This is a genomic window from Halobiforma lacisalsi AJ5 (genome assembly GCF_000226975.2).
Lineage (GTDB): Archaea > Halobacteriota > Halobacteria > Halobacteriales > Natrialbaceae > Natronobacterium > Natronobacterium lacisalsi.
Genome location: NZ_CP019285.1, coordinates 1,655,181 through 1,679,415, shown reverse-complemented (window position 1 = coordinate 1,679,415; position 24,235 = coordinate 1,655,181). Strand labels below are relative to the sequence as shown.

Below are 24,235 nucleotides of genomic sequence, written 5' to 3'. Positions count from 1 at the left end.
CGAGTACGGAAGCCGATCAGTTGATCACCAGTTCCTCCCGCCAGGTCGCCGTCGCGGTCACGCGGTCGCCGTCGACCTCGAGCGATCGGTCCTCCCCCGAAGCGCCGAGTATCGCCTCGAGCGCGGCCTCGTCAGGATCGTCGAGCACGGCCGCGAAATCGCCGGTAGCCGTCCCCTCGTCTTCCACTTCGAACGAGGAGACGATCCCCGCCGCGCCCTCGAGTTCGTCGTACTCGAACTCGACGTCGGCGAGTCCGTCGCCCGAATCGTCGAGCGGATCGCCGTACCGCCCGACGGCTACGTCGCCGTCCCCCGCGGCCTCGAGCAGCCACGCGACCGTCTCGGAGTCGTCCGTCGCCCGATCGATCTCGCCGGCGGCAGCCCCGATTGCGGTCTCGAGCGCGCCCGAGGGATCGTCGACGGCCGGGCGCGCCTCACTGGCGAGGATCGCGTCCGCTCCGACGGCGATCGCCGCGTCGTTCCCCGGATCGACCGGCGTGTAAACGCCGTACTCGCCGATCTCGTCCGTGCGCTCGAGTTGCCGGAGGAAGTCGGCCTCCGCCTCGGCGGTGACGCGCGCGTCGACCTCGTCGGGGTCGATGTCACCGGTCGCGACGAACGCCCGATCGGTCAACAGTAGCTCCTCGACGGTCGAGTCGAACGCCTCCTCCTCGAGGATCCGGCCGATCCTGTACCGGGCGAGATCCAGCCCGACGTAGAAGTACGCCGAGAGCAGGGCCTCCGAGACGGGTGCGACCATCGGATCCGCCTCGAACTCCGGCGGCACTTCCTCGTCCGGTTGGCCCGCCTGGAGTTCCGCCCGGAGGTCGTCGCCGACGCTCGTCCAGTCGACGGAGACGAACTCGAGAGCGTCGTCCTCGAGGGTGAGCCACCGGCTGTACTCGGGGACGTCGTCGGTGTCGTCGGTACTGTCTTCCTGAGCCGTCACGCCGGAGGCCAGTACCCCGGCGGTTCCGACGGCGGAGACCGTCGCGACTCCCATCGCTCCGGCGAACTCGAGGAGATCCCGTCGGCTCGGTGTCATAGCCGTGTGCCACACCGCCGACCCCGATATAGGCGGGGCCTTCCTTCGGTTTCGACTGACGGTCAGCACCGCGTCGAAGTGGGGGTGACCGTCAAATGTCCCGGCGGGTAAAGATCACGACCGAGACCGCGACCAGCACGAGAAACGCGGCGAGGAGGATTCCGGCGTCGCCGACGGCGTACTCCTCGTGGACGAGGATCGCCGTCTCGTCGTAGTACCGGCTCGGCGTGAGGTCGCCGATCCACTCGTAGTCGGGATCCAGCCTCGAGACGCCGTCGACGAGCCACAGCAGGAAGACGAGCACCAGGGCCGTCCCCCTGGCGATCCGGACGTGATCGACGAACACCGAGAGCACGAGCCCGATCCCGGCACAGACCAACAGGTAGGGTATCGACAGCAGGTGGACCATCGCGAGGGCGACCGGATCGAACGACTCGCCGATGGCGAGTGCGGCAACGTAGACGACGATCGGCACGCCGACGTTCAGCGCGACCACCGGGACCCACAGCGCGGCGACCTTCTGGAGGACGACCGACTCCCGCGAGACCGGATTCGAGAGCGTGAGGTCCATCCGCCGGTCCTGCACGTCGCCCGCGATCAGGCCGGCCCCGACGTACGCGAAGTAGATCGCGAGCAGCAGCGACCAGAAGAAGGCGTAGAGTTCGGCGGCGACGAACCCTTCGATCGTGTGGAGCGCTTCGATCCCGAAGAGGTCGAACATGTACTCGGGGAACGCCTCCTCGAACGCATCCATCTCCTCCTGAATGCCGGGGAACATCGAGAAGTACAGCGCCGACAGCAGAACGAAGACGACGAGCAGGATCGCCGAGCCACGGACGCGCTTTCTGGACTCGAGTCGGAGCACGGCCGTCATCTCAGATATCCCTCCGCGTGAAGATCAGGACGGCGACGGCCAGCAGGACGAGGAAGGCCGCGAGGAGGATGCCCGCGTCTCCGAATGCGTACTCCTCGTGGACGAGGATCGCCGACGGATCGTAGTACCGGCTCGGCGTGAGGTCCCCGACCCACTCGAAATCGGGGCTCATGTGCGAGAGATCGTCGACCAGCCAGAGGGAAAACACGAGTACCAGTGCCGCGGCCTGTGCGGTTTCGACGCGGTCGAGGGTGACCGACAGGACGGTCCCGATAGCGGCACAGACCAGGAGGTAGGGCACGCCGAGCAGGTGGACCATCGCGAGCGGGACGGGATCGAACGGCTCCCCCAGAAGCGTCGCGCCGGCGAACAACACGACCGCCAATCCGATCGTCAGTCCTGCCAGGGGGACCCACAGCGCGGCGACCTTCTGGAGGACGACCGACTCACGGGAGACCGGGTTCGAGAGCGTGAGATCCATCCGCCGCGTCCGGACGTCCCGGGAGATCGTGCCTGCACTGACGTACGCGAAGTAGATCCCGCCGAGGAGCACCCAGGCGAACGGGAAGATGTAGCCGCCGGCGAACCCCTCGATCGTGTGGAGTTCCTCGATGCCGAGTAACTCGAGCATGTACGCCGGGTACACCTGCTCGACGAGTTCCGCCTCCTCCTGGATGCTCGGGAAGACGAGGAGGAAAAACGCCGAGAGCAGGGCGAGCAGCCCGGTCAGTACAAGCGTGCTGCGAAACAGTTTTCGAGATTCGACGCGCAGGACGGCGGTCATCCGTCCCCCGGGAGCGGGTCCCGTTCGTCCCCGTAGTAGTGTTTGAAGATGTCGTCGAGTTGTGGGTCCCCGATCTCGACGTCGACGACGTCGAACCGGACGAGGTGCTCCAGGAGCGCGCCGGCCTCGCCGGTGTAGGTGAAACGGACCGTTCCCTCGACGGACTCGACGTCGATCATCTCCGACGTGACGAACGCGTCCTCGTCGACTGACTCCGCCAGTTCCACTCGAACGTCCTTCCCGCCGCGTTCGAGCAAGTCGTCGATGTCCTCGAGGGCGACCAGTTCCCCGTCCCGGATGATCCCGACGCGATCACAGACGCGCTGGACCTCGCTCAGGACGTGCGACGAGAAGAAGATCGTCTTCCCCGCGTCGCGTTCCGCCTCGAGAAATGCGTGCATTCGGTCCTGTTTGAGCGGGTCCAGCCCGGACGTGGGTTCGTCCAGGATCGCGAGTTGCGGATCGTGCATGAACGCCTGAACGATCCCGAGCATCCGCCGGTTCCCCGAGGAGTAGGTTTCGATCCGCTTGTCGAGTGGCGGACGAAACAGTTCCAGCAACTCCTCGCGTCGCTCGTCGCCCCGCATCCGCGCGAAGTAATCGAGCGCCTGGCGCCCGGTCAGTCGGTCCTCGAACCCGAGCGTGTCCGGGAGGTAGCCGACGTCGGATTTCACCTCGGTGAGCGCCCGTCGATCCCGGACGTCCGCGCCGAGAACGGTCGCCGTTCCGGCGGTCGGTTTGATGAGTCCGAGGAGTAACCGAATCGTCGTCGTCTTTCCCGCCCCGTTCGGGCCGAGGTAGCCGAATATCTCGCCCGCTCCGACGTCGAAGGTGACGCCGTCGTTGGCGGTGACGTCGCCGTACCGCTTCGTGAGATCGTCGATGCTGATGACGGGGGCCTCTCGAGCGCTCTCCGGGTCGGATTCGGTCGCGGAGCCGGTCTCGGCCGCAGGATCGTCGGCGTCGGTCTGGGGACGCATGGATCGGGTGCCTCCGGGTTTCCGGTCGGACTGTGAACTCGAGTCGGATCGATGGCCGGGAACGGTGACTCACACTCACAGCCGCCCGCAGCGATCAGTGACTCTACGGACGCCGCGACGGATCATAAAATGATGGCTGGATTAGCAGACTGTCCCGGGTCGACCGCAAAATCACCCGCAACGGGGTAGCCGGAGTAGCGGGCGGACACGAACTCGATCCACCGGGCTCGAGCCACCGACCGTCGTTCTCGGAGAGAGGCACGGTGAACGAGAACGTCGACCCCGGCGGGAGCCACACCTGGACCGTCACCGCCGACAACGCCGGAATCGACGACGGCGACCGCGTCGACGGCTCCTCGAGGAATGTGACGCGACGCACCAAATTCTCGGCCACGAAAGCGATTGGGTCTACGCCTACGAAGGACCACTACAGGGTCCGGACGTCCGAACTCGAGGACCGAACGGTCCGATTCGGTCCGCTATTCATCGGACTCGACGTAGCGACCGGCGGTCGACGGCCGCCGCATCGAAACCGACGGGCAGCACGGACTCGAGTCGTCCCGAGCGCGGCCGCCGGCGCTGGCTTGTGATCCCGCTCTGTCGGCCGGTTCGCGTCGAGGGGAAGACTGCTCGTTCCGCGGGCGGGGCGTAAGTGACGGTCGGACCCACAGCCCGACGCCTGAACCAGTTCGGTGGCCGATGCCGATGCGGCGGTCCCGCGCCCGACTCCGATCCCCAGGTCCGTCGCCCACCGGGGCTGACCGCCCGTCCCGCCGCCTCTCACCCTCGACACCCGGCGTCCGATCGGCGAACACCTCCTGGCGCTCCGCCTCGAGGCGCTGGCAGCCGATCACCAGCGAGTCGGGGACGGACGTCGCCGAGGCCTGTAGCGACTCGATGACGGCGGCGACCTGGTCGAAGTTCGGGCCGCGGGCGGCGACCAGCGGGTCCGCGTCCCACTCGACGAACCCGCCGTCGGCGAGCATCGGGAGGTGCTGGTGGTGCAACTCCCGCCGAAGGACCTCGGGGTCGGTGGGTACGTTCGGATTGACCGCGCTTTCCGGCAGCGGAACCGTCGCGTCCGGCGACGCGTCGAGCAGCGAAACGACGAGTTGGCGCCGCGGTTCGGCGGCGAGCGCCTCGAAGACGCGGTTCCAGCCCTCGATCACCCGTTGTCCGTTTTCGCGCCGTGCATCGAGTCGCATCTTGCGTGCTCGTGAGCGGCGAGTCATATAAACCATATCCCAACCCGCAAGATCGGTAACTACCACTGCGAGTGAGATGTCCACTCGAGGGAGGTCACTGCGTGGCCGTGCCGTCCGACCGAACCCGTCCGAGTTCGCACTTCTTGATCCGGGTCGCGAGCGCGAGAAAGAGCGCGAGCATCGCGAACGTCACCTCGCCGGCGGCGACGACCCCGAGCGCGTCGGCACCGAGGAACATCGGCGCGTCGCGGGGAACGGGGATGAACGTGTGGTGTGGCTCGCCGACGACCGGGACGAAGTAGTCGACGATCAGGTTGCTGCCGTACCAGACGAGTGCGACCGCGATCCCCCAGACGGGGAAGTCGGAGATCCGATGGAGGACGTAGGCCTGGACGACCATCGCGAGGTGGCTCCAGAAGAGAAACTGGAACATCAGCGGATGGAGGTAGCCGTAAGCGTCGGAGAAGGCGAGCAACGTGTACGGCGTCCACAGCCCCAGGATGACGTTCCCGAAGAAGGCAAGCGACGTGAGCCAGGGCTGTTCGTGGCCGAGTTTCCAGGCGGCGATCGCAAGGGCGATAAACAGCGTCGCCAGCGGGCTATCGGGCACCCACGGCCACATGACGAGGGCGGTGTCGGCCAGCTGCCCGGAGTAGTACCAGAAGCCGAAGGCCGTCCCCCCGAGGTTGATCGCGACGACGAGCCAGGCAAAGCGGAGTCCGAGATCCTCGAGGACCTTCGGTACCGGTGCCAGATACGTCGGCAGGGGGTCACGATCGGGAAGCGACGTGGTCAACACCATCTACCCGTCGGAACGGACGACAGTCGCAAAACAGTAGCGGTTGGCGGCTCCTGTTCCCGTTCCAGATGTCGCTTGCGCACGCACTTTCGTTCCCGTTGTCGTTCTCGTTCTCGTTCGCTGTCACCGTTCCCGCCGTCCGCGACCCACTCAAGCGACGGCCGTCGACGAGACAGTGAGACGACCCGCCGGGATCGATAGACCAGTAGACACAGCGGTTCTCGAGGTCGGAGTGTGGTCCAACTGGATCACTCGCTTTCGAGGCTGTAGGCACTGATTCCGTCACACGTTGCGACGTAGACTGTGCCGTCTTCGATGACGTGTGAGAACTCCGTCGACGAACCGTCAGCAATCGCCTGAACAGTCCCGTCGGTCGAGACGGTGACCACCGCGTAGCCGGTCGAACCAGCAACGAGCAGATCGTCGACCAGTGTGAGGTTCGTGTAACTCCGCCCGCCGAGTCCAGGATCGGTATACCGCCACTGCTCGTCACCGCTGTCGGCGTCGAGCGCGACGAGATCGAACCGGGCCGGTGTGTAGACCACGCCGTCGTCGACGACGGGCGTCGTCCAACACTCGAACGTCTCAGTCGTCCATTCGATGGTACCGGTGTCGGCGTCCATTGCGACGACCCCGTCCCCTATCGTCGGAGCGTAGACCTTCCCGTCAGCAACGGCTGGCGTCGTCGCGACCGGGTCCGTTCGCTCGTGCCAGATCTCGTCGCCGGTCGCTCGCTCGAGACACTGCAGTCCGTCTTTGCGGGGAACATAGACGTGATCCTCGGTTACGGCAGGTGACAGATCGGCCCAGCGACCACCGCTAGTGGCTGGATACCGCGGTGTGTCGACCGACCATTCGACGGTTTGCTGCTGATACGATAGTGCTGTTACTGCCGATCTCGATTTGATGAATAGGTCGTCATCGGAGAGTACCGGAGCGAACGGTCGACCACCCGGGAGATCGCATTGCCAATCGATGTCTCCATCCGAACCAACCGCGTACAGCATCCCATTGCCTTCGAACGTGGGAAGGACGATCGTGTCGCCAGCTATTGCCGGAGTTGCCGTTATCCCCGTCTCGAACACCGTTTCCGGGTAGCTGTCCGATCCTATCGGTATGGATTTCAGACGCCCTCTGGTAGAAACGTAAATACGGTCATTCGATACGCACGGCGAAGTCGTGATGCCGAGCTCTTGGTCGGCCGACCATTTTTCGGCTAGTTCTGTGTACGACGACCCTGAATCGGTCCGATAGTCTAATACGCTACACCCACTGAACAAAATAGCGCCACTGGACGAAAGAAACGCACGTCGCGTATCGTTTCCCGCAGACATATTATTTCATCAACTTATTATTCAACCGCAAATTTAAATTATGGTCTTCTGCTATTACCTTCTGCAATTAGTTTCCGTCCCTAACTATCGTTAGATTCCCCCACTGTATTATAGACAAGATCGAAGAGAATACTAACAGCCGACCATATGGCCTATTATCCGTAAAGGACACGCGTAAGTGCGATGGCTCCTAACCGCGCAGTATGGCAGATACCACCGATCTCGAGGAGCTACGACGCGGGACCGACCTCGTCAAGCGGGGGTTCGCCCGGATGCAGAAAGGCGGCGTCATCATGGACGTCGTCAACCCCGAACAGGCTCGCATCGCCGAGGAGGCCGGCGCGGTCGCAGTGATGGCCCTCGAGGCAGTCCCGGCGGACATCCGCAAGCGTGGCGGCGTCGCACGGATGGCCGACCCCGCGGACGTCGCGGAGATCGTCAACTCCGTCTCGATCCCGGTAATGGGGAAGGCCCGTATCGGCCACACGAAGGAGGCCCAGATCCTCGAGGCGGTCGGCGTCGATATGATCGACGAGTCCGAGGTGCTCACCCCGGCGGACGACGCCTACCACATCGACAAGCGCGACTTTACCGCGCCGTTCGTCTGTGGCGCTCGCAACCTCGGCGAAGCGCTGCGCCGGATCGACGAGGGCGCGGCGATGATCCGCACCAAGGGCGAGGCCGGCACCGGTGACGTCAACCAGGCCGTCCACCACCAGCGTTCGATCAAGAGCGCGATCCGCAAGATCGAGGGGATGACCCACGAGGAGCGCGAGGCCTACGCCCGCGAGATCGAGGCCCCCGCGGAACTGGTCCACGAAACCGCCGAGATGGGACGACTCCCCGTTGTGAACTTCGCCGCCGGCGGCATCGCGACGCCCGCCGACGCCGCGCTCATGATGCACCACGAGTGCGACGGCATCTTCGTCGGCAGCGGCATCTTCGGCGCGGAGAACCCGCCCGCGATGGGCGAAGCGATCGTCGAGGCCGTCAACAACTGGGACGACCCCGAGGCGCTCGCCGAAATCTCGAAGAACCTCGGCAAGGGGATGAAAGGCGACGCGAACGTCGACCTGCCCGAAGAAGAGCAGATGCAGGATCGCGGCGTCTGAACGAGATCTCTCCCGTTCCAACCGAAATCGATAGCCGAGCCGAAAGCGGACATCGACCGGTCCGCCGCTCGCTCCTAAAAGCGGCTGAATAATACACCGTCCCCGTTTCCCTGCCGTGCTGACAACCGGTCGGTATGACTGATCACGCCACTAGCGGTCACGCCACCAGCGGTCCCGGACGGCAGTACGATCGGACCCCGCTCGTGGTCACCTGGGAACTCACACAGGCCTGCGAACTCGCCTGCGACCACTGCCGGGCCGACGCGACGCCGGATCGCGATCCGAACGAACTCGACACCGAGGAAGGGATCGCACTGTTCGAAGGGATCGCCGACTTCGGCGAGCGAACCCCGATAGTGGTCCTCTCGGGGGGCGACCCGCTCGAGCGACCCGACCTGTACGACCTCATCGAGGGTGCGCGAGAGGCAGGCATCACGCCGGCCGTAACGCCCGCGACCACGCCGAATCTCGAGGACGGGACGCTCGAGCGACTCGCAGATGCGGGTGTGAGCCGGATCGCGGTGAGCCTCGACGGCGCTTCGGCCGAGAGCCACGACGCCTTCCGCGGCGAGTCGGGAACCTTCGAGACGGCGATCCGGGCGGCAAAGCGGGCTCGAGAACTGGGACTCTCGATTCAGGTCAACACGACCGTCACGGCCGATACGGTGGCCGAACTACCCGAGATCGCCGACCTCGTGGCGGACCTGGGTGCGGTGATGTGGGAGGTGTTCTTCCTCGTGCCGGTCGGCCGCGGCATCGAACTGGCCCAACTCGAGCCCGAGCGGGCCGGGGCGGTCGCGGGCTGGTTGTACCGACAGAACGAGATGCGTCCCTATCGGATCATCACCGTCGAAGCACCGTTCTACAGACGCGTCGCGAACGAATTACGCGGTGAAGACGCCGCCGTCGGCACGACGGGTGCGGGCAACGGATTCGTCTTCGTCAGCGCGACGGGGGAGGTCTACCCGTCGGGGTTCATGCCGCTATCCGCGGGCAACGTCCGCGAGGAGCCCCTGGTGTCGATCTACCGCGAGTCAGACCTCATGCAACGGTTACGGGACCGATCGTCGTTCACCGGGCCCTGCGGCGAGTGCCCGGCGGTCGAAACCTGTGGCGGCTCCCGCTCCCGTGCCTACGCGGCGACCGGCGACCCGACCGAAAGCGACCCGCTCTGTCCGTGGGCGGCGACGGAACACGAGTACGAGTACGAGTACGAGTTCGAGTTCGAGGTCGCGGGGGAATCCAAACCCGGAGCACTCGAGTCGCTGTAGCCGTCCGAACCGGCCCGAAGCGGGGAGGGTAGGGTAGCGTCAGAACCACTCGGCGACCGGCTGAACGACGCCAGCCGCGATCAGTCCGAGCAGAAGGAGATACGCGGCCGTCGCGCCGATCCCGGCCGAAAGGAACGGGGTCGGCGAGACGAGCGCCCCGCCGATCACGAGCACTATCGCGACGGCGAGCGAGACGAGCCTGACTGCGGGCCGAGCCCACCACCGGCGAACCGTATCCGCGTGCGGAGCCATCGCGGCCTCGAGCACGAGCACGACGAGACAACCGGCGACGAACGCCGGGATCGAGACCTGCGCGTCGCTGGCGACGAACGCACTCGAAAGCACGAGGAGTACGACCGCAGCGAGGAGTCCGTCGGTACGCCGTCCCATCGCAGTAATACGACCAGGAACAGTAACAGTAACGGGTTACTCCGTGTAGAGCCGCGCGCCGTCCCCGACGACGGTCTGGTATGCCCGGCTGTCGACGCCGACCGCGTCGAAGGCCTCGACCATCGCCGCGGCGACCGCCCGTCGATCCGACCGGTAACAGGTCGCGAGCACGCCCGGCCCCGCGCCGCTTACCGTGACGCCGGTCGCGCCGGCCTCGAAGGCGGCCTCGCGGACGCGGTCGTAGCCGTCGATGAGTGCGCTGCGTTCGGGCGTAACGATCTCGTCTTCCATCCCGCGCCCGACGAGTTCGGGATCGTTCCGGGCCATCCCGATCGTCAGGGTCGCCGCGCTGCCGACGGTGTCGACGACGTCGCTCATATGGGCGCGTTCGGGGACGACTTCGCGGGCGTCACGCGTAGAGACGGCCATGTCGGGGAGACAGGCGACGACCGGGATCGAGGCGTCGATCTGGGTAACGCCATCGTCGGTGACGACCGTGAAGCCGCCCAGCAGCGACGGCGCCACGTTGTCCGCGTGGGCCTCGCCGGAGACCAGCGCCTCGCCCTCGGCGGCGATCGGAACCAGTTCCCTCCGGGAGAGGCCGCGATCGTAGAGTTCGTTGAGGGCCACGGCCGCGGCGGCGGCGCTCGAGGCGGAGGAGCCGAGCCCCGACGAGGGTCTGACCCCCTTGTCGATCCGAATGCGCGCCGGAGCGTCGAGCGCGTCGGCGACCGCACCGACGGTGTTCTTCGCCGGGTCTTCCGGGATGTACTGACTGCCGGCTCCGGTAACGGTGATCGCCGTCTCCGGGGCGCGTTCGACCCGAACCACGTCGGCGGGCCTCCCGAGCGCGACGCCGAAGACGTCGAAACCGCTCCCGAGGTTCGCGCTCGTCGCCGGGGCCCGCACGGTGAGCATGCGGATTCCTTTCCAGACGGCAGGGAAAAAGGTAGCGAACGAGTGGCACTCGAGTCGACCGCGTCGACACGATGTCGACTGTGACGCCGGTAGCACGGCTCATCGGGAAAACCGCAGAGGGGAACGAGAAATCGGCTGGCGTTACTCGGAGTCGTCGGTTGGGTCCTCGTCCTTACTTTCGCCCTCGCTTTCGTCCTCGCCTTCACCGAACGTGAATACGTCGTCGTGTTCGGTTTCGCTCTCGTCGTCGGCCTCGCCGTCGGAACCGGTCGGCGCGAGTGGGTCCGCGCCGCCGGCGTCCGTCACGGCCGCGGAGTCGCTCGCCTCCTCGTCGACCGGGGAGAGCGGATCTGCGGCGTCGGACGGCGCCTCGTCGTCGAACGCGATCGGCTCCGTCCCGTCGTCGGTTTCGACGTCTGCTTCCGCGTCACCCTCCGTCTCGAGGCCGAGGATCTCGTCGGCGCTGATCTCGGCCGGCGTGTCGTCGACCTCGGTCTCTGCCGCGTCCTCACCTTCGGCCTCGACGACCACGTTCGTCGCGAACTCGCCGACGTCGACGGCGACGTCCGAGGCGAGGTCCTCCGGTTCGGCCTCGGTGTCGAACCGGTCGAGCGCCTCGGAAAGCTGGACCGCCTGCTCCGAGAGGCTCGAGGCCGACTGGGTAACCTCGGTCAGCGCGGAGGTCTGTTCCTCGGCCGCCGCCGCGACGTTCTCCGCTTCGGCAGTCGTCTCCTCGGAGATCGTCGCCGCGTCGTCGACCATCGCGACGACCTCCTGAGTCGACGCGGCCTGCTGCTGGGTCGCCGCCGAGATTTCCTGGACGCCGACGTTCGTGTCGCCGGCCAGATCCGTGATTTCCTCGAGCGCGTCGACCGCTTCCTGGACCTTCCGACCGGCGTCTTCGATTTCGGCCGTGGTCTCTTCGACCTCCGCCGCGGAGCGTTCGGTCCGGTCGCGGATCGCCTCGAGGCGTTCCTCGGCCTCGTCGGCCGCCTCGGCGACGTCCTCGGAGAGGGTCTTGACCTCCTGGGCGACCGCCGTGAACCCTTCGTCGTCCTCGCCGGATGCCGACCGCGAAGCCTCGATGTTCGCGTTCAGCGCCAGCATGTTCGTCTGGCGAGCGATCTCGGAGATCGTCGCGATCAGTTCGTCGATCTGTTGGACCTCCTCCTCGAGGCGGCGCATCTCCGCGACCGCGTCGCCCGCCTCGACCTCGATCTCGTCCATCGCCGCGATCGCTTCGCGGGCCGGTTCTTGTCCGTCCTCGCCGGTGTTGGCCGTACGCTCCGCGAGATCGGCGACCTCGTTCGAGGAGGCGGCGATCTCCTCGGTCGTCGTCGAGAGGGCGCTCATCTCTTGGTTGGCCGACTGCAAGGACTCGTTCTGGCGCTCGGCGCCGTCGGAAATCTCCTGGATCGACTCGGAGACCTGCCGGGAGGCCGAGCGGACCTCCTCGCTGGAACTGGTCACCTGCTCGGATGCGGTCGCGACCTCCGTCGCGAACCGGTTCAGCCCCGCGACCGTGGCTTCGATCTCGGCGAGCATCTCGTTGAACTCGGCCGCGATCTCGGCCATCGCCTCGTTGGTGCTGTCGGTATCCATCCGTGCAGTCAGGTCACCGGCGGCGGCCGCTCCCATCACGTCGCTGTACTCGTCGGCTTTTTCCTCGAGATGAACGTTGATCTGCTCGACGCGTTCACGCTCGCGTTCGGCCTCCTCGCGGGCGGCCTCGGCCTCCTCGATCTGGTCGCGCAGAGCGACCCGCATCGAGTCGAAGCCCTCGTAGAGCCGGCCGATGTTGTCGATCCGTTTCGTCTCGAGATCGACGTCGAGGTCGCCTTCCTCCATCCGTTCTGCTTTCCGGGTCAGTTTGTCGATCGAGCGGGAGGTGTTCCGTCCCAGCACGGCCCCGATCAGGCCGATCGTGAGGACGCTGACCGCGGTCGCGATCATCCCCCATTCGTTGACGTCGTTGACGAACCCATAGGCGTGCTCGGTCGGTTCGTGGTAGACGATAGTCCAGTCGGTGCCCTCGACCGACGCGGCGCTGACGACGTACTCGTCGGCGTCGAACCCGTACGTGCCGTCCGCGAGCGCACCCGAGGCGGTTCCCTCGACGACGTCCGCGCCGCCGCCCTCGCCGTCGGCTAGCGAGAGCACCGACCGGTCGCCGTACTCGAGGCCGAACGTGGCGTAGTTCTCGCCGAGGTTCTCGCTGTCGGCCATCACCGCGCCGTCGCCGGAGAGCGCCATCATGGTGACGTGGTCGTCGACGTGGACGCTGTGCATGTACGACACCAGGTCCGCGGAATAGACGATCGCACGGTCGTCGTCCGAGGCCACGACGTAGGAGACGACCGGCGTCACCTCGTCGTTGTGGTCGGTGACGAGCGCCGGCTCGGAGACCCACGTACCGTCCTCACCGACCGAGTCGTAGGCCCCGTCGTCGACGCTCTCGATGGCGTCGGTCGACTCGCCGCGGAACCGATCCGCCGTACTCGCGAGGACCTCGCGCTCCTCGGTGTCGACGTACGAGATTTCGAATACCTCGCTCCGGTGTTCCAGCCGCCAGTCGCCGAGGCTGCTCTCGATCGCCGCGGCGTCGTCGGACGCGACCACGTCGGAGGTCGCGATCAGCGACGCCGTTCGCTCGTTCTGTTCGTGCCACATCTGTAGACTCTGTGCTTCCTGCTGGACGGCCGTTCGATGGTCGTCCTGGACGCTCTCTTCGACTTCGTCGGTGATCGTCGCCGTGGCGACGAACCCGATCATCCCGACAGTGACGCCGAGAACGAGCAACGCGATCGCGAACTTGACCGCGTACCGTCGGCGGATAACTGCGGGTACTAGCCGTCGGACGAGACTCATAATAGCCACGGACAGTCTCGTCACTACATAACTTATGGTACGCAGTTATCGAAGCTGATAGCTACCCGGTGGCGGAAACCGGACCGTCGCCGACGATCCGAGGGTCCGACGCCGTGTTACTCCTCGGGGTCGCCCTCGAACGTGAACACGTCCCCGTCAGTTTCTCCGTCGGCGTCAGCGTCCTCGAGTCCGTTTCCGGCCCGGCCTTCGCTTCGGGATCCGGTTTCGGCCTCGTCGTCACCGTCGGTGCGTCGATCTGCGGACTCGCCGACGGGATCGAGCGGATCGGCGTCGCCGTCGTCCGCCGGACTCGACTCCCGGTCCGACTCCGGCTCCGACTCCTCGATAGCTCCGAGGACTGCCGCGCCATCGTCCCCGGACCCTGCCGTCGCGGACGACGTCTCGTCGTCCCCGGAAGCGGTGTCGGCGCTCGCCTCGACTCCGGCCGCCGTCTCGAGGTCGGCGGGTTCGGCCTCGGTGTCGAACCGGTCGAGCGCCTCGGAAAGCTGGACCGCCTGCTCCGAGAGGCTCGAGGCCGATTCGGTAACCTCGGTCAGCGCGGAGGTCTGCTCCTCGGCCGCCGCCGCGACGTTCTCCGCTTCGGCAGTCGTCTCCTCGGAGATCGTCGCCGCGTCGTCGACCATCGCGACGACTTCCTCGGTCGACGCGGCCTGTTCTTCCGTGGCCGCCGAAATCTCTTGCACGCCGACGTTCGTCTCACCGGCCAGGTCCGCGATCTCCTCGAGCGCGTCGACCGCTTCCTGAACCTTCCGACCGGCGTCTTCGATTTCGGCCGTGGTCTCTTCGACCTCCGCCGCGGAGCGTTCGGTCCGGTCGCGGATCGCCTCGAGGCGTTCCTCGGCCTCGTCGGCCGCCTCGGCGACGTCCTCGGAGAGGGTCTTGACCTCCTGGGCGACCGCCGTGAACCCTTCGTCGTCCTCGCCGGATGCCGACCGCGAAGCCTCGATGTTCGCGTTCAGCGCCAGCATGTTCGTCTGGCGAGCGATCTCGGAGATCGTCGCGATCAGTTCGTCGATCTGTTGGACCTCCTCCTCGAGGCGGCGCATCTCCGCGACCGCGTCGCCCGCCTCGACCTCGATCTCGTCCATCGCCGCGATCGCTTCGCGGGCCGGTTCTTGTCCGTCCTCGCCGGTGTTGGCCGTACGCTCCGCGAGATCGGCGACCTCGTTCGAGGAGGCGGCGATCTCCTCGGTCGTCGTCGAGAGGGCGCTCATCTCTTGGTTGGCCGACTGCAAGGACTCGTTCTGGCGCTCGGCGCCGTCGGAAATCTCCTGGATCGACTCGGAGACCTGCCGGGAGGCCGAGCGGACCTCCTCGCTGGAACTGGTCACCTGCTCGGATGCGGTCGCGACCTCCGTCGCGAACCGGTTCAGCCCCGCGACCGTGGCTTCGATCTCGGCGAGCATCTCGTTGAACTCGGCCGCGATCTCGGCCATCGCCTCGTTGGTGCTGTCGGTATCCATCCGTGCAGTCAGGTCACCGGCGGCGGCCGCTCCCATCACGTCGCTGTACTCGTCGGCTTTTTCCTCGAGATGAACGTTGATCTGCTCGACGCGTTCACGCTCGCGTTCGGCCTCCTCGCGGGCGGCCTCGGCCTCCTCGATCTGGTCGCGCAGGGCGACCCGCATCGAATCGAAGCCGTCGAACAACTGGCCGATCTCGTCGATCCGAGTCGTCTCGAGGTCGACCTCGAGATCACCGGATTCCATCTTCGCAGCCCGGTCCTGCAGCGTCCGTAGCGGTCCGACCGTCTGTCGACCGAGGACGACCCCGACCAGGCTCAGTCCGCCCAGGCTCACCAGCAGCATCGTCAACACGTTGTTCCGGACGCTTGCGGCCACGCCGTAGGCCTCGTCGGTCGGGACGCTCGAGACCGCCACCCACCGCGTGTCGCTGACCGGGACGTACGCCTGGACCGTCTCCTCGTCGGTTACCAGGCCCACTCGGCCTCCAAGCGCCGCCTCGAGGGCGTCGTCGTCGACGTCGGACGATGCCTCGTCGGCCCGGAAGACGTCGTTGCCGTCCGCATCGAGGATGGACGTCGATTCGGACGTGTTCTCCAGATGGAGCTGTTCGATCTGGTACTCGAGGGTACCGATGACGACGACGACCCGGTCGTCGCGGTCCGGCACCGGGCTGGCGAACGCCATCACCTGGTCGTTCAACGTCGGCGACTCGTAGGCCGACTCCGTGTACCAGACCTCCTCGTCTAACTCGAACTCGGCGTCGAAGTCGTGGTCACGCCACGGCTCCTCGAGGTCCGCGAGCGATCGGTCGCGGTAGGAGGCGGTCGTGCTGGTGACGATTTCGTCTGCGTCGGTGTCGACGTAGTGGATCGCACGAACGTTGACGCCCATGCGGGCCTGTTCTTCGACGAGGTGGCCCTGAACCTCCTGGGGATTACCCTCCTGAAGAACGGGTGAGGCCGAAGCGGTGCGTGTCTGGACGGACATCGATTCCATCCAGGTGCTGATTTCGTCTGCTTGCATCTCCGCCGTCGTCTCGAGTTGGGCGTTGGCGTCGGCCCGGACGGTATCGTCGATGGCGACGTAGCTGCCAGCGCCGACGACGCCGATGACGAGGACGATAGTCAGGATGGCGAGCACGAACTTGGCGAGGTAACTGCGCCGGATGAACGACGGGACGAGTGTTGTTGCGAGTGACATTGTCTGTTAATAGGGGTCGATGCGGTCGAGTTCGGCGATGCCGCCGTCGGCGCTGTCGTCGAACTCCCAGTACTCGAAGGTGGTCTCGGTCGGGTCGCCGTTGTCGTCGAAGCCGGTATCGTTGGCCACGCCGCGGTATTCGACGGCCGACCCCTGTGCGGCGAGGGTGATGCCGTCGGCGATCGTCTCCGGCGTGATCGTTTCGCCGCCGGGGCTGGTCACCGAGTGGATCGCGCTCTGGATCGCCTGGCCGTCGTTCTGGCCGGCGTACGCGTTGGCCAGCAGCAACACCGCGGTGGCATCGTAGGCGTAGTACGCGAACAGCCCGGGCTTGGTGTCGTACTCGGCAATGTAGCGGTCGACGAACGTCTCGGTTCCGGGCCCGTCGATCAACGGTGCGGTGCCTTTGATGCCGTTCAGCGAGTGGTCGACCTGATCGGAGAGGTCGGGCTCCCGCAGGGCGTCGGTACAGAGAACGTCGAGGTCGGGAGAGGGCCCGAGGTCGGTAAACAGCGTCTGGGCCATCTCGGGGTAGATCGCCGGAATCGCCAGGTCGGCTTCGCCTGCGCGTTCGAGCGCGTCGGCGTAGGAGTCGGCGGTGACGTCGACGGGAATCTGGTCGGTGACGGTGCCTCCACGGTCGCGGAAGGCACGGCTAAACGCCTGGCTGAGTTGCCACCCGTAGTCGTTGTTGACATAGAGGGTGGCAGCGGTGTCGTGGCCGAGTTCGGCGGTAGCGATCTCGGCCATGACAGTCCCCTGGACGTTGTCCGAGAGAGCGGTACGGAAGACGAACCCGCCGTCGTTGAGCGTAGTGAGCGTGGGAGTAGTCGCTCCGGGCGAACAACAGACCGTCTGGTAGGGGATCAACACCTGCTGGGTGGCCTGCAGGACGATGTCGGAGTCCAGCGGACCGGTCACCATCGGATACCCGTCGTCCACGAGCGAGGCGGCCGCCTGAGCCGCGGCCGCCGGGTCGCTTTCCGTGTCGGCAGCCGTGTGCTCGATCTCGAGGGGAATCTCGAGGCCGTCGCGAGCCTGTTCGATCGGCAAAACGGCGGCGTCACGGATTCCCTCCCCGACGGCGCTTCGTGGGCCGCTCAGGGGGAGCATGGTGCCGAGTTTGATCGTTCGATCGGTACTGGATCGATCGGTGCCGGAGGAAGCGAGGCCATCGGAGCCATCGGAGACGACATCGTTACAACCTGCGAGGCCGGCGACGGCGGGGCCGGCAAGCCCCGCGAGCAGTCGCCGCCGGGTTGAATCCCTGTTCATGTTTGCAGATCCCACCAACAATATATTATATTAATGGAATCTCATATGACTACTCTGGAGTTGTTAAAATAGCCCTCCATGATTCGGTTGATATATTGTACCAATATACACAGCAGGTAACGTTCGACGGGAGAAGGGAAACCGATCCAAAACGACTTGCGGACGATATACGAGGCCAGCCGTTTCGAGAAACGTGTTCGACGGCAGTCCGAGCGTCGTTTTCGCCGTCGGAAGCGAAACGCTACCGACGAAGGTCGTTCGCGGATGACAGCGACGTCACGCCCCGCGAACGCATCCCCACGAACTGCGGCCGGCGACGAAAGTCAACGGGCGGCCCCGCTCGCCCAGTTCCGGTTCCGGTTCCGGTTCCGACCGGCTCGCAGGTATCATCCGTCCGATCCGTCGCCGAACGTGAACACGTCCTCGCCGTCGGTTGAATCGTCGTCCGATTGCTCGGTCGTGTCGGCGTCTCGGTCGACGGTGTCAGCGTCGGCATCACCGCCGTCGGTCGACTCCTGGGTCGCGTCTACACCCGCGCCGTCGCCTGCCGGATCGTCCTCGATGCGGCCGTCGGCCCCATCGACGACCTCGAGGGGATCGGAACCGACGCCGTCCTCCGCGTCGTTCACCTGTACCCGTTCGTCCTCACGTTCCCGCACCGACTCCGGATCTTCGATGCCCTCGAGACCGACCGATCCGTCGCCGTTGTCAGCTCCCGCTGTGGAACCGGCGACCGAACCGTCGGGTTCGGCGTCGGTCTCGAACCGGTCGAGCGCCTCCGAGAGCCGCCCCGCTTGCTCCGAGAGACTCGAGGCCGATTCGGTAACCTCGGTCAGCGCGGAGGTCTGTTCCTCGGCCGCCGCCGCGACGGTTTCGGCCTCGGCAGTCGTCTCCTCGGAGATCGTCGCCGCGTCGTCGACCATCGCGACGACCTCCTGAGTCGACGCGGCCTGCTGCTGGGTCGCCGCCGAGATCTCCTGGACGCCGACGTTCGTCTCGTCGGCCAACTTCGCGATCGCCTCGAGTGCTTCGACGGCCTCGGAGACTCGTCGGCTAGCGTCTTCGATCTCCGCGCTCGTCCCCTCGATCTCCGCGGCCGAGCGTTCGGTCCGGTCACGAATCGCCTCGAGGCGTTTCTCGGCCTCGTCGGCCGCCTCGGCGACGTTTTCGGACAGCGCTTTGACCTCCTGGGCGACCGCCGCGAACCCTTCGTCGTCCTCGCCGGACGCCGACCTGGAGGCTTCGATGTTCGCGTTCAGCGCCAGCATGTTCGTCTGCCGGGCGATCTCGGAGATGGTTGCGATCAGTTCGTCGATCTGCTGGACCTCCTCCTCGAGGCGACGGATCTCCGTCACGGCTCCCTTGGCGTCGTCCTCGATCTCGTCCATCGCCGTGACCGCGTCTCGGGCCGCCTCGCGTCCGCTTTCCCCCGTTTCGGCGGTCCGTTCGGCGAGATCCGCGACCTCGTTCGAGGAGGCGGCGATCTCCTCGGTCGTCGTCGAGAGGGCGCTCATTTCCTGGTTGACCGACTGGAGCGCCTCGTTCTGGCGTTCCGCACCGTCGGAGATCTCCTGGATCGACTCGGTCACCTGCCGGGAGGCCGAGCGGACCTCCTCGCTCGAGGCCGTGACCTGCTCGGAGGCGGTCGCGACGGCGGTGGCGAACCGCTCGGCCTCGGCCACCGTGGTCTCGATCTCGGCGAGCATCTCGTTGAACTCGGCCGCGATCTCGGCCATGGCCTCGTCGTCCGCGTTGCCGTCGTCGACGTCCATCCGCGCGGTCAGGTCACCGGCGGCGGCGGCCTCCATCACGTCGCTGTACTCGTCGGCCTTCTCCTCGAGCCGTGCGTTGATCTGCTCGACGCGTTCGCGTTCGCGTTCTGCCTCCTCGCGGGCAGCCTCGGCCTCCTCGATCTGGTCGCGCAGAGCGACCCGCATCGAATCGAACCCGTCGTAGAGCCGACCGATGTTGTCGATCCGTTTCGTCTCGAGATCGACGTCGAGGTCGCCTTCCTCCATCCGTTCTGCTTTCCGGGTCAGTTTGTCGATCGACGAGGCCGTGTTCCGTCCGACGACGGCCCCGACCGCGCCGATCAGGAGGACCCCGACGGCGGTCGCGATCAGTCCCCACTCGTTGACTGCTGCGACGAAGCCGTAGGTCTCCTCGATCGGCTCGTGGGTGACGACGACCCAGTCCGTGCCCGAGACGCGGGCCGCGCTGGCGACGTACTCGTCGGCCTCGAATCCGTAGCTCTCGAGGACGCTCGGAGCGGTTTCGAGCTCCTGCGTGCTCGCCCCCTCCGTCCGTGCAGCCTCGAGGAGGCCGGCGTCGCCGTCGTAGGCGCTGTTGAGGGTCTCGTACTCGTCGCCATAGCCGGCGTCGTCGAGGATGATCCGATCCGCGCCGTCGACGACGACCGTCGTCGTCCGTTCGTCGTCCTGGAACTGGCTCCCGTAGGCCTCGAGGTCGGCGGTGTAGACGATCGCCCTGTCGTCCTGTCCCGGTACCGAGAGGACGTACGTGATGACCGCAGTCTCTTCGCCGAGTTCGCCCTCGAGCACGTACGGACTCGAGACCCAGGGCACCTGTTCGGTGGCGCTCTCGTAGGCCACCTCCGGTACGTTCTCGATCTCGTCGGCGGACGCCTCGCGGAGGTCGTCGTCGGTGCTCGCGAGAACGGTTCCCTCGTCGGTGTCGACGTAACTGATCGCGAAGGTATCGGCGTCCAGGTGTTCCTCCCAGTCGAGGAACCGTTCCTGGATCGCCGCCGGATCGTCGGCGGCGACGACGCCGGACCAGGCGATCACCCCGATCGTGTGCTCGTTCTGCTCGTTCCACATCTGCAGCCCCTGTGCCTCCTGGCCGGCGAACTCAGCGTGGTCGTCCTGCACCCGCTCTTCGACCTCGTGCGTGATTCCGGCCGTCGCCACGAACCCGATCAATCCCACCGACAGCCCGAGTACGAGTAACGCGATCCCGAACTTGACCGCGTACCTGCGTCGGATGGCTGCCGGTACCAATCCTCGAGGGAAGTCCATGCCACCGGACACATGAGTACAACGACATATAAATTATGATGTATTATTATCAGATCCGATAACCGGTGGCATCGCGATCGGCCTTCGATCGGAAACTGGACGCAGTCAATGGACAAATATCGTTGTTTGAATCGGCGATATATCGTTACTATCTTTCACAATTTCCTGGCCGACTCCACGAAAGTGAATCCACATCATCACGTCACTCCCGCAACTATTAAGAATTATAAACAGAAATACTGGTCGAGATGACCGGATCGGAGCACGGGTTCGAAGAGGGGGCAACCGGAAAGCACGGGGAGCGAAACGACACGGCGACCGGCCGGCGTCGGCGTCGGTTCCTCGAGGGCGCAGCGGGAGCGCTCGCGGTCGCGTCCGCAGGGTGTCTGGACGACGCGGGTACGGAAGCGTACAGCGCCGTGGTCGGCAGCGAGACGGCAGACGACGGGGTGACGATCGGACTGCTCGCGCCGGACCCGGACGGCGACTTCGTCGGCCGGTCGATGGCCCGCTCGGCGCGGATCGCGGTCGACGAACTCAACGACGCCGGCGGGATCGCCGGCCACAAGGTCGAACTCGCCGTTCGCGACACGAACGCGAGTCCGCTCGAGGCCCGCCGCCAGTACCAGCGACTCGTCCTCGAGGACGACGCGGACGTGACGGTCGGAATCTTCGACAGCCCCGCGCTGTTGAACGTCCTCGACGACGTCGCCGAACAGGAAACGCTTCACCTCACGACCGGTGCGGCGACCTCCGCCGCGAGCAGGCTGGTCAGTCGGCAGTACGAGGACTACAGGTACCACTTCCGCGTCGGACCAACCAACGACCGCGACCTCGGGCGCGGCGTCGTCGACTTCCTGGCGGACATGGCCCCGGAGATCGGCTGGGAGTCGGTCGCCGTCCTCGCCGAGGACTACGACTGGACCGAAGGGCCGTGGGACGTCTACAAGGAGCGCCTCGAGGACACCGGGGTCGAGGTTCCGCTAGAGCGGCGATACCCGCCCGCGACCGACGACTTCTCGGGACTGTACGACGAGGTCCAGGAGTCGGGTGCGGACGTCGCATTGATCACGACCGCCCACACGGGAACCGACGCGCTGCTCGACTGGACGGTGCCCGAACCGCGACCGTTCGACTTCGGCGGCATCCACGTCCCGATGCAGTTGCCCAGTTACTACCGACAGACCAACGGCGCCTGTCGGTACGGGATCGGCCACACCAGCGCGACGGCCCGCAGCCGGAACACCGAGAAGACCCAGCCGTTCGTCGATAGCTATCAGGAGGAGTACGAGTCGAACCCGGTCTACACCGGCTATCACACCTACGACGCGGTGATGCTATACGCCGAGGCCGTCGAAAACGCCGGGACCTTCGACGACGGGGAACTGGTCGACGAACTCGAGTCCATCTCGTTTACCGGCACCGTCGGGACCCTCGAGTTCTACGGCCCCGACGACGAGTTCACCCACGACCTCGAGTACGGCTCCGAACAGTTCCCGTTCTTCCAGTGGCAGGAGAACGCCGCCGGGGTTGGCGTCCAGGAGGTCATCTGGCCGGAGGAGTTGGCGACGGCGGAGTACGAGGCGCCGCCGTGGTTGCGGGAGGCGCGGTCCTAGTTTTCGGCAGCGTTCTCCGACGAGTCCTCGACGCCGACCGCTTTCGAGACGTCCACCTCGTCGGGTTCGTCGCGGCCGCCGACCACGAGCTCGCCGTCCTCGGTCTCGACGTAGGCGTCGTCCGCGAACCCGCCCTCCGCGTGGGGGTGTTCGGGATCCTCGAGTTTCTCCGGCGTCGACGGGGCCGGCGGCAGCCCGTCCCGCGGCGCGAACTGGCCAAGCGGGTCGTCGATCGTGACGTCCCACGTCTCGAAGAAGTCCCGGTACCGGTCGTAGTGGGCCTCGAGTTCGTCGACCGGGAACTCCATCATCTCGGTCCAGCCGTGGTTGTAGAAGTCGAAATTGGCCTGAATGTGGGTAATCTCGCGGGCCTCGGCCTCGGAGTAGCCGTCCTGGAGCGCCCGGAGGTAGGTGTCGACCGTCGCGTCGAACAGGCCGTCGAGGTGGTCCTTCCGCTCGTCGGCACGCTCCGGATCGGCCTTCCCCAGGAAGACTCGCGTGTGGAGTCGAACGAGCCCTGACTTGGCTGCCGAGCGAACGACCGGCGTCTCGAGGGCCTTGCGGGACGCGAAGTGACGGACGTTCTGCTGGAGTTTCATACACCGTCCTATGGATGGGGCGCTAAAGAGCGGTTCGGACCCGGACCCCGTAAACGGGGGATGATGGTGGGAATATATTCGGGTATTACGCGACAAACGTCCGGACGGTTCAGCTGAACGAGCAAAATGAACGAGATAGCAACCCACTTTAACCCGCATTACGAACGGTCCGGATATGACAGAGTACGTCATCATCGGTGACGGGATCTCGGGCAGTTCGGCTGCCGAGACCCTCCGGGAGGAAGACCCGGATTCGGAGATTACCGTCATCACCGATGAGGGGGAGGCACTGTACAATCGGATTCTGATCAAAGAACACGCGAAAGGGAAACTCCCCGAAGCCCCCATCTCGATTCACGAGGAAGACTGGTACGCAGAGCGGGACATCGACCTCTCGCTGAACACCTACGTCACTTCGGTCGACACCGACGAGAAGGTCGTCCACACCCACGAGGGCGAGGAGTTCGACTACGACAAGCTGCTGGTCGCGACCGGCGGCACCCCGACCCAGCTCCCCGTCGACAACAGCGACGCCGAGGGCATCCACCACTTCTGGACCTTCCAGGACGCTCGAGCGATCAAGGAAAGCGCCGAGAAAGCCGACAAGGGCGTCGTCGTCGGTGCCGGCCTGCTGGGCATCGACTTCGCGGCGGTCTGTGGCGCACAGGGCGTCGAGGGCAAGTACCTGATGCGTGGCGACCGCTGGTGGCGCTACGCGCTCACGAGCGACGGCGCGGACATCATCCACGACGGGCTGCGCGAGAAGGGGGTCGAGCCGGTGTTCGACAGCGGCGTCGACCACTTCGAAACGGACGACGATGGCCACGTAACTGCGGCCGTCGACCCGAACGGCGACCGCTACGAGTGTGACTTCGCCGGCGTCGCGATCGGTCTGACCTTCAACACCGAGTTCCTCCGCGGGACCGGCATCGAGCGCGACGGCGGGATCATCGTCGACGAGTACATGCAGACCAACCTCGAGGACGTCTACGCGGCCGGCGACATCACCCGGTTCCACGACGTGCTGCTCGGCGAGCGCGCCCAGAACGGCTCCTGGGGCTCGGCCAAGGAGCAGGGTCGCGTCGCCGCAGTCAACATGGCCGCAGACGACGAGGAAGAGGTCTTCGAGTGGGTCTCCTCGTACTCGATCACCCACTTCGACTTCCCGTTCCTCTCGTTCGGCCACCCGACGCTGGGCGAGGAACACGCCGAGCGCAAGTACAGCGACACCGAGTGGCGTCGCATCGCGTTCAAGGACGGCAAGATCGTCGGCGGCGTCCTCATCGGCGACCTCTCGCCCCAGAGCAAGTTCAAACAGCTGATGCGCGAACAGCGCGAGGTCGCCGACCAGGCCGAAGTGCTGCTCGAGCAGTCCGTCGATCTGGACGAACTGGCACCCGCCCAGCAGTAAGCCGTCCTGGCCCGGGATCGTCCGTCACC

General features: G+C 65.9%; 18 protein-coding genes and 1 pseudogene. 5 read left to right on the top strand and 14 right to left on the bottom strand.

The window, feature by feature from the left end; genetic code table 11:
• Window positions 1-16 precede the first annotated feature (16 nt).
• The 7 genes and pseudogenes from CHINAEXTREME_RS07980 to CHINAEXTREME_RS07950 form a co-directional block, all read right to left on the bottom strand.
• Window positions 17-1,045, bottom strand: a complete 1,029-nt coding sequence (locus tag CHINAEXTREME_RS07980; RefSeq protein WP_007140077.1) for a hypothetical protein — start codon at window positions 1,043-1,045, stop codon at window positions 17-19.
• A gap of 91 nt (window positions 1,046-1,136) precedes the next feature.
• Window positions 1,137-1,919, bottom strand: coding sequence for an ABC transporter permease (locus CHINAEXTREME_RS07975; RefSeq protein WP_010546546.1), 783 nt, complete (start codon window positions 1,917-1,919; stop codon window positions 1,137-1,139).
• Between the two features lies 1 nt (window position 1,920).
• The gene (locus CHINAEXTREME_RS07970) at window positions 1,921-2,703 is read right to left on the bottom strand and encodes an ABC transporter permease (protein ID WP_007140079.1); all 783 of its coding nucleotides are present in this window, start codon (window positions 2,701-2,703) and stop codon (window positions 1,921-1,923) included.
• On the bottom strand, window positions 2,700-3,683 hold the full coding sequence (locus CHINAEXTREME_RS07965; RefSeq protein WP_007140080.1) for an ABC transporter ATP-binding protein: 984 nt from the start codon (window positions 3,681-3,683) through the stop codon (window positions 2,700-2,702). The genes CHINAEXTREME_RS07970 and CHINAEXTREME_RS07965 overlap by 4 nt, the downstream gene beginning before the upstream one ends.
• 803 nt (window positions 3,684-4,486) lie before the next feature.
• Window positions 4,487-4,888: pseudogene (locus CHINAEXTREME_RS22535) on the bottom strand (hypothetical protein); the annotation flags it as partial.
• A gap of 94 nt (window positions 4,889-4,982) precedes the next feature.
• Entirely contained in the window at window positions 4,983-5,690 is a 708-nt protein-coding gene (locus tag CHINAEXTREME_RS07955) for a DUF1405 domain-containing protein (protein ID WP_007140082.1), read from the bottom strand.
• Between the two features lie 245 nt (window positions 5,691-5,935).
• Complete coding sequence (locus tag CHINAEXTREME_RS07950; protein ID WP_152423877.1) at window positions 5,936-6,772, bottom strand: outer membrane protein assembly factor BamB family protein; 837 nt, start codon at window positions 6,770-6,772, stop codon at window positions 5,936-5,938.
• 452 nt (window positions 6,773-7,224) lie between these two features.
• Here CHINAEXTREME_RS07950 and pdxS point away from each other — a divergent pair, with 452 nt between their 5' ends.
• Complete coding sequence (gene pdxS / locus CHINAEXTREME_RS07945; protein ID WP_007140084.1) at window positions 7,225-8,133, top strand: pyridoxal 5'-phosphate synthase lyase subunit PdxS; 909 nt, start codon at window positions 7,225-7,227, stop codon at window positions 8,131-8,133.
• A 134-nt stretch (window positions 8,134-8,267) separates the two neighbouring features.
• A complete protein-coding gene (locus CHINAEXTREME_RS07940; protein ID WP_238593368.1) occupies window positions 8,268-9,404 on the top strand; it encodes a radical SAM protein in 1,137 nt (378 codons plus the stop codon).
• A gap of 39 nt (window positions 9,405-9,443) precedes the next feature.
• On the opposite strand, the gene CHINAEXTREME_RS07935 is transcribed toward CHINAEXTREME_RS07940, so the two are convergent.
• From CHINAEXTREME_RS07935 to CHINAEXTREME_RS07920, 4 genes are all read right to left on the bottom strand, one after another.
• Window positions 9,444-9,794: a hypothetical protein gene (locus CHINAEXTREME_RS07935; RefSeq protein WP_007140086.1), complete on the bottom strand. Its 351-nt coding sequence runs from the start codon at window positions 9,792-9,794 to the stop codon at window positions 9,444-9,446.
• 36 nt (window positions 9,795-9,830) lie between these two features.
• Window positions 9,831-10,712: a homoserine kinase gene (locus tag CHINAEXTREME_RS07930; protein WP_007140087.1), complete on the bottom strand. Its 882-nt coding sequence runs from the start codon at window positions 10,710-10,712 to the stop codon at window positions 9,831-9,833.
• A 141-nt stretch (window positions 10,713-10,853) separates the two neighbouring features.
• A complete protein-coding gene (locus CHINAEXTREME_RS07925; RefSeq protein ID WP_076738708.1) occupies window positions 10,854-13,580 on the bottom strand; it encodes a methyl-accepting chemotaxis protein in 2,727 nt (908 codons plus the stop codon).
• Window positions 13,581-13,696: 116 nt separating this feature from the next.
• The gene (locus tag CHINAEXTREME_RS07920; protein WP_449289597.1) at window positions 13,697-15,310 is read right to left on the bottom strand and encodes a methyl-accepting chemotaxis protein; all 1,614 of its coding nucleotides are present in this window, start codon (window positions 15,308-15,310) and stop codon (window positions 13,697-13,699) included.
• A gap of 42 nt (window positions 15,311-15,352) precedes the next feature.
• Here CHINAEXTREME_RS07920 and CHINAEXTREME_RS22530 point away from each other — a divergent pair, with 42 nt between their 5' ends.
• Window positions 15,353-15,814, top strand: coding sequence for a PH domain-containing protein (locus tag CHINAEXTREME_RS22530; protein WP_394295297.1), 462 nt, complete (start codon window positions 15,353-15,355; stop codon window positions 15,812-15,814).
• 459 nt (window positions 15,815-16,273) lie between these two features.
• Here the strand turns inward: CHINAEXTREME_RS22530 and CHINAEXTREME_RS07915 are convergent, their stop codons facing one another.
• Both CHINAEXTREME_RS07915 and CHINAEXTREME_RS07910 read right to left on the bottom strand, forming a co-directional pair.
• Window positions 16,274-17,542, bottom strand: a complete 1,269-nt coding sequence (locus CHINAEXTREME_RS07915; protein ID WP_029601521.1) for an ABC transporter substrate-binding protein — start codon at window positions 17,540-17,542, stop codon at window positions 16,274-16,276.
• Window positions 17,543-17,928: 386 nt separating this feature from the next.
• Window positions 17,929-20,580: a methyl-accepting chemotaxis protein gene (locus CHINAEXTREME_RS07910; RefSeq protein WP_029601520.1), complete on the bottom strand. Its 2,652-nt coding sequence runs from the start codon at window positions 20,578-20,580 to the stop codon at window positions 17,929-17,931.
• Between the two features lie 248 nt (window positions 20,581-20,828).
• On the opposite strand from CHINAEXTREME_RS07910, the gene CHINAEXTREME_RS07905 reads away from it, so the two are divergent.
• The gene (locus CHINAEXTREME_RS07905; RefSeq protein ID WP_007140089.1) at window positions 20,829-22,196 is read left to right on the top strand and encodes an ABC transporter substrate-binding protein; all 1,368 of its coding nucleotides are present in this window, start codon (window positions 20,829-20,831) and stop codon (window positions 22,194-22,196) included.
• Here CHINAEXTREME_RS07905 and CHINAEXTREME_RS07900 read toward each other — a convergent pair.
• Window positions 22,193-22,795, bottom strand: coding sequence for a DUF6149 family protein (locus CHINAEXTREME_RS07900; RefSeq protein ID WP_007140090.1), 603 nt, complete (start codon window positions 22,793-22,795; stop codon window positions 22,193-22,195). The two genes, CHINAEXTREME_RS07905 and CHINAEXTREME_RS07900, sit on opposite strands and share 4 nt — an antisense overlap.
• A gap of 175 nt (window positions 22,796-22,970) precedes the next feature.
• On the opposite strand from CHINAEXTREME_RS07900, the gene CHINAEXTREME_RS07895 reads away from it, so the two are divergent.
• Window positions 22,971-24,206: an NAD(P)/FAD-dependent oxidoreductase gene (locus CHINAEXTREME_RS07895; RefSeq protein ID WP_007140091.1), complete on the top strand. Its 1,236-nt coding sequence runs from the start codon at window positions 22,971-22,973 to the stop codon at window positions 24,204-24,206.
• Window positions 24,207-24,235 lie beyond the last annotated feature (29 nt).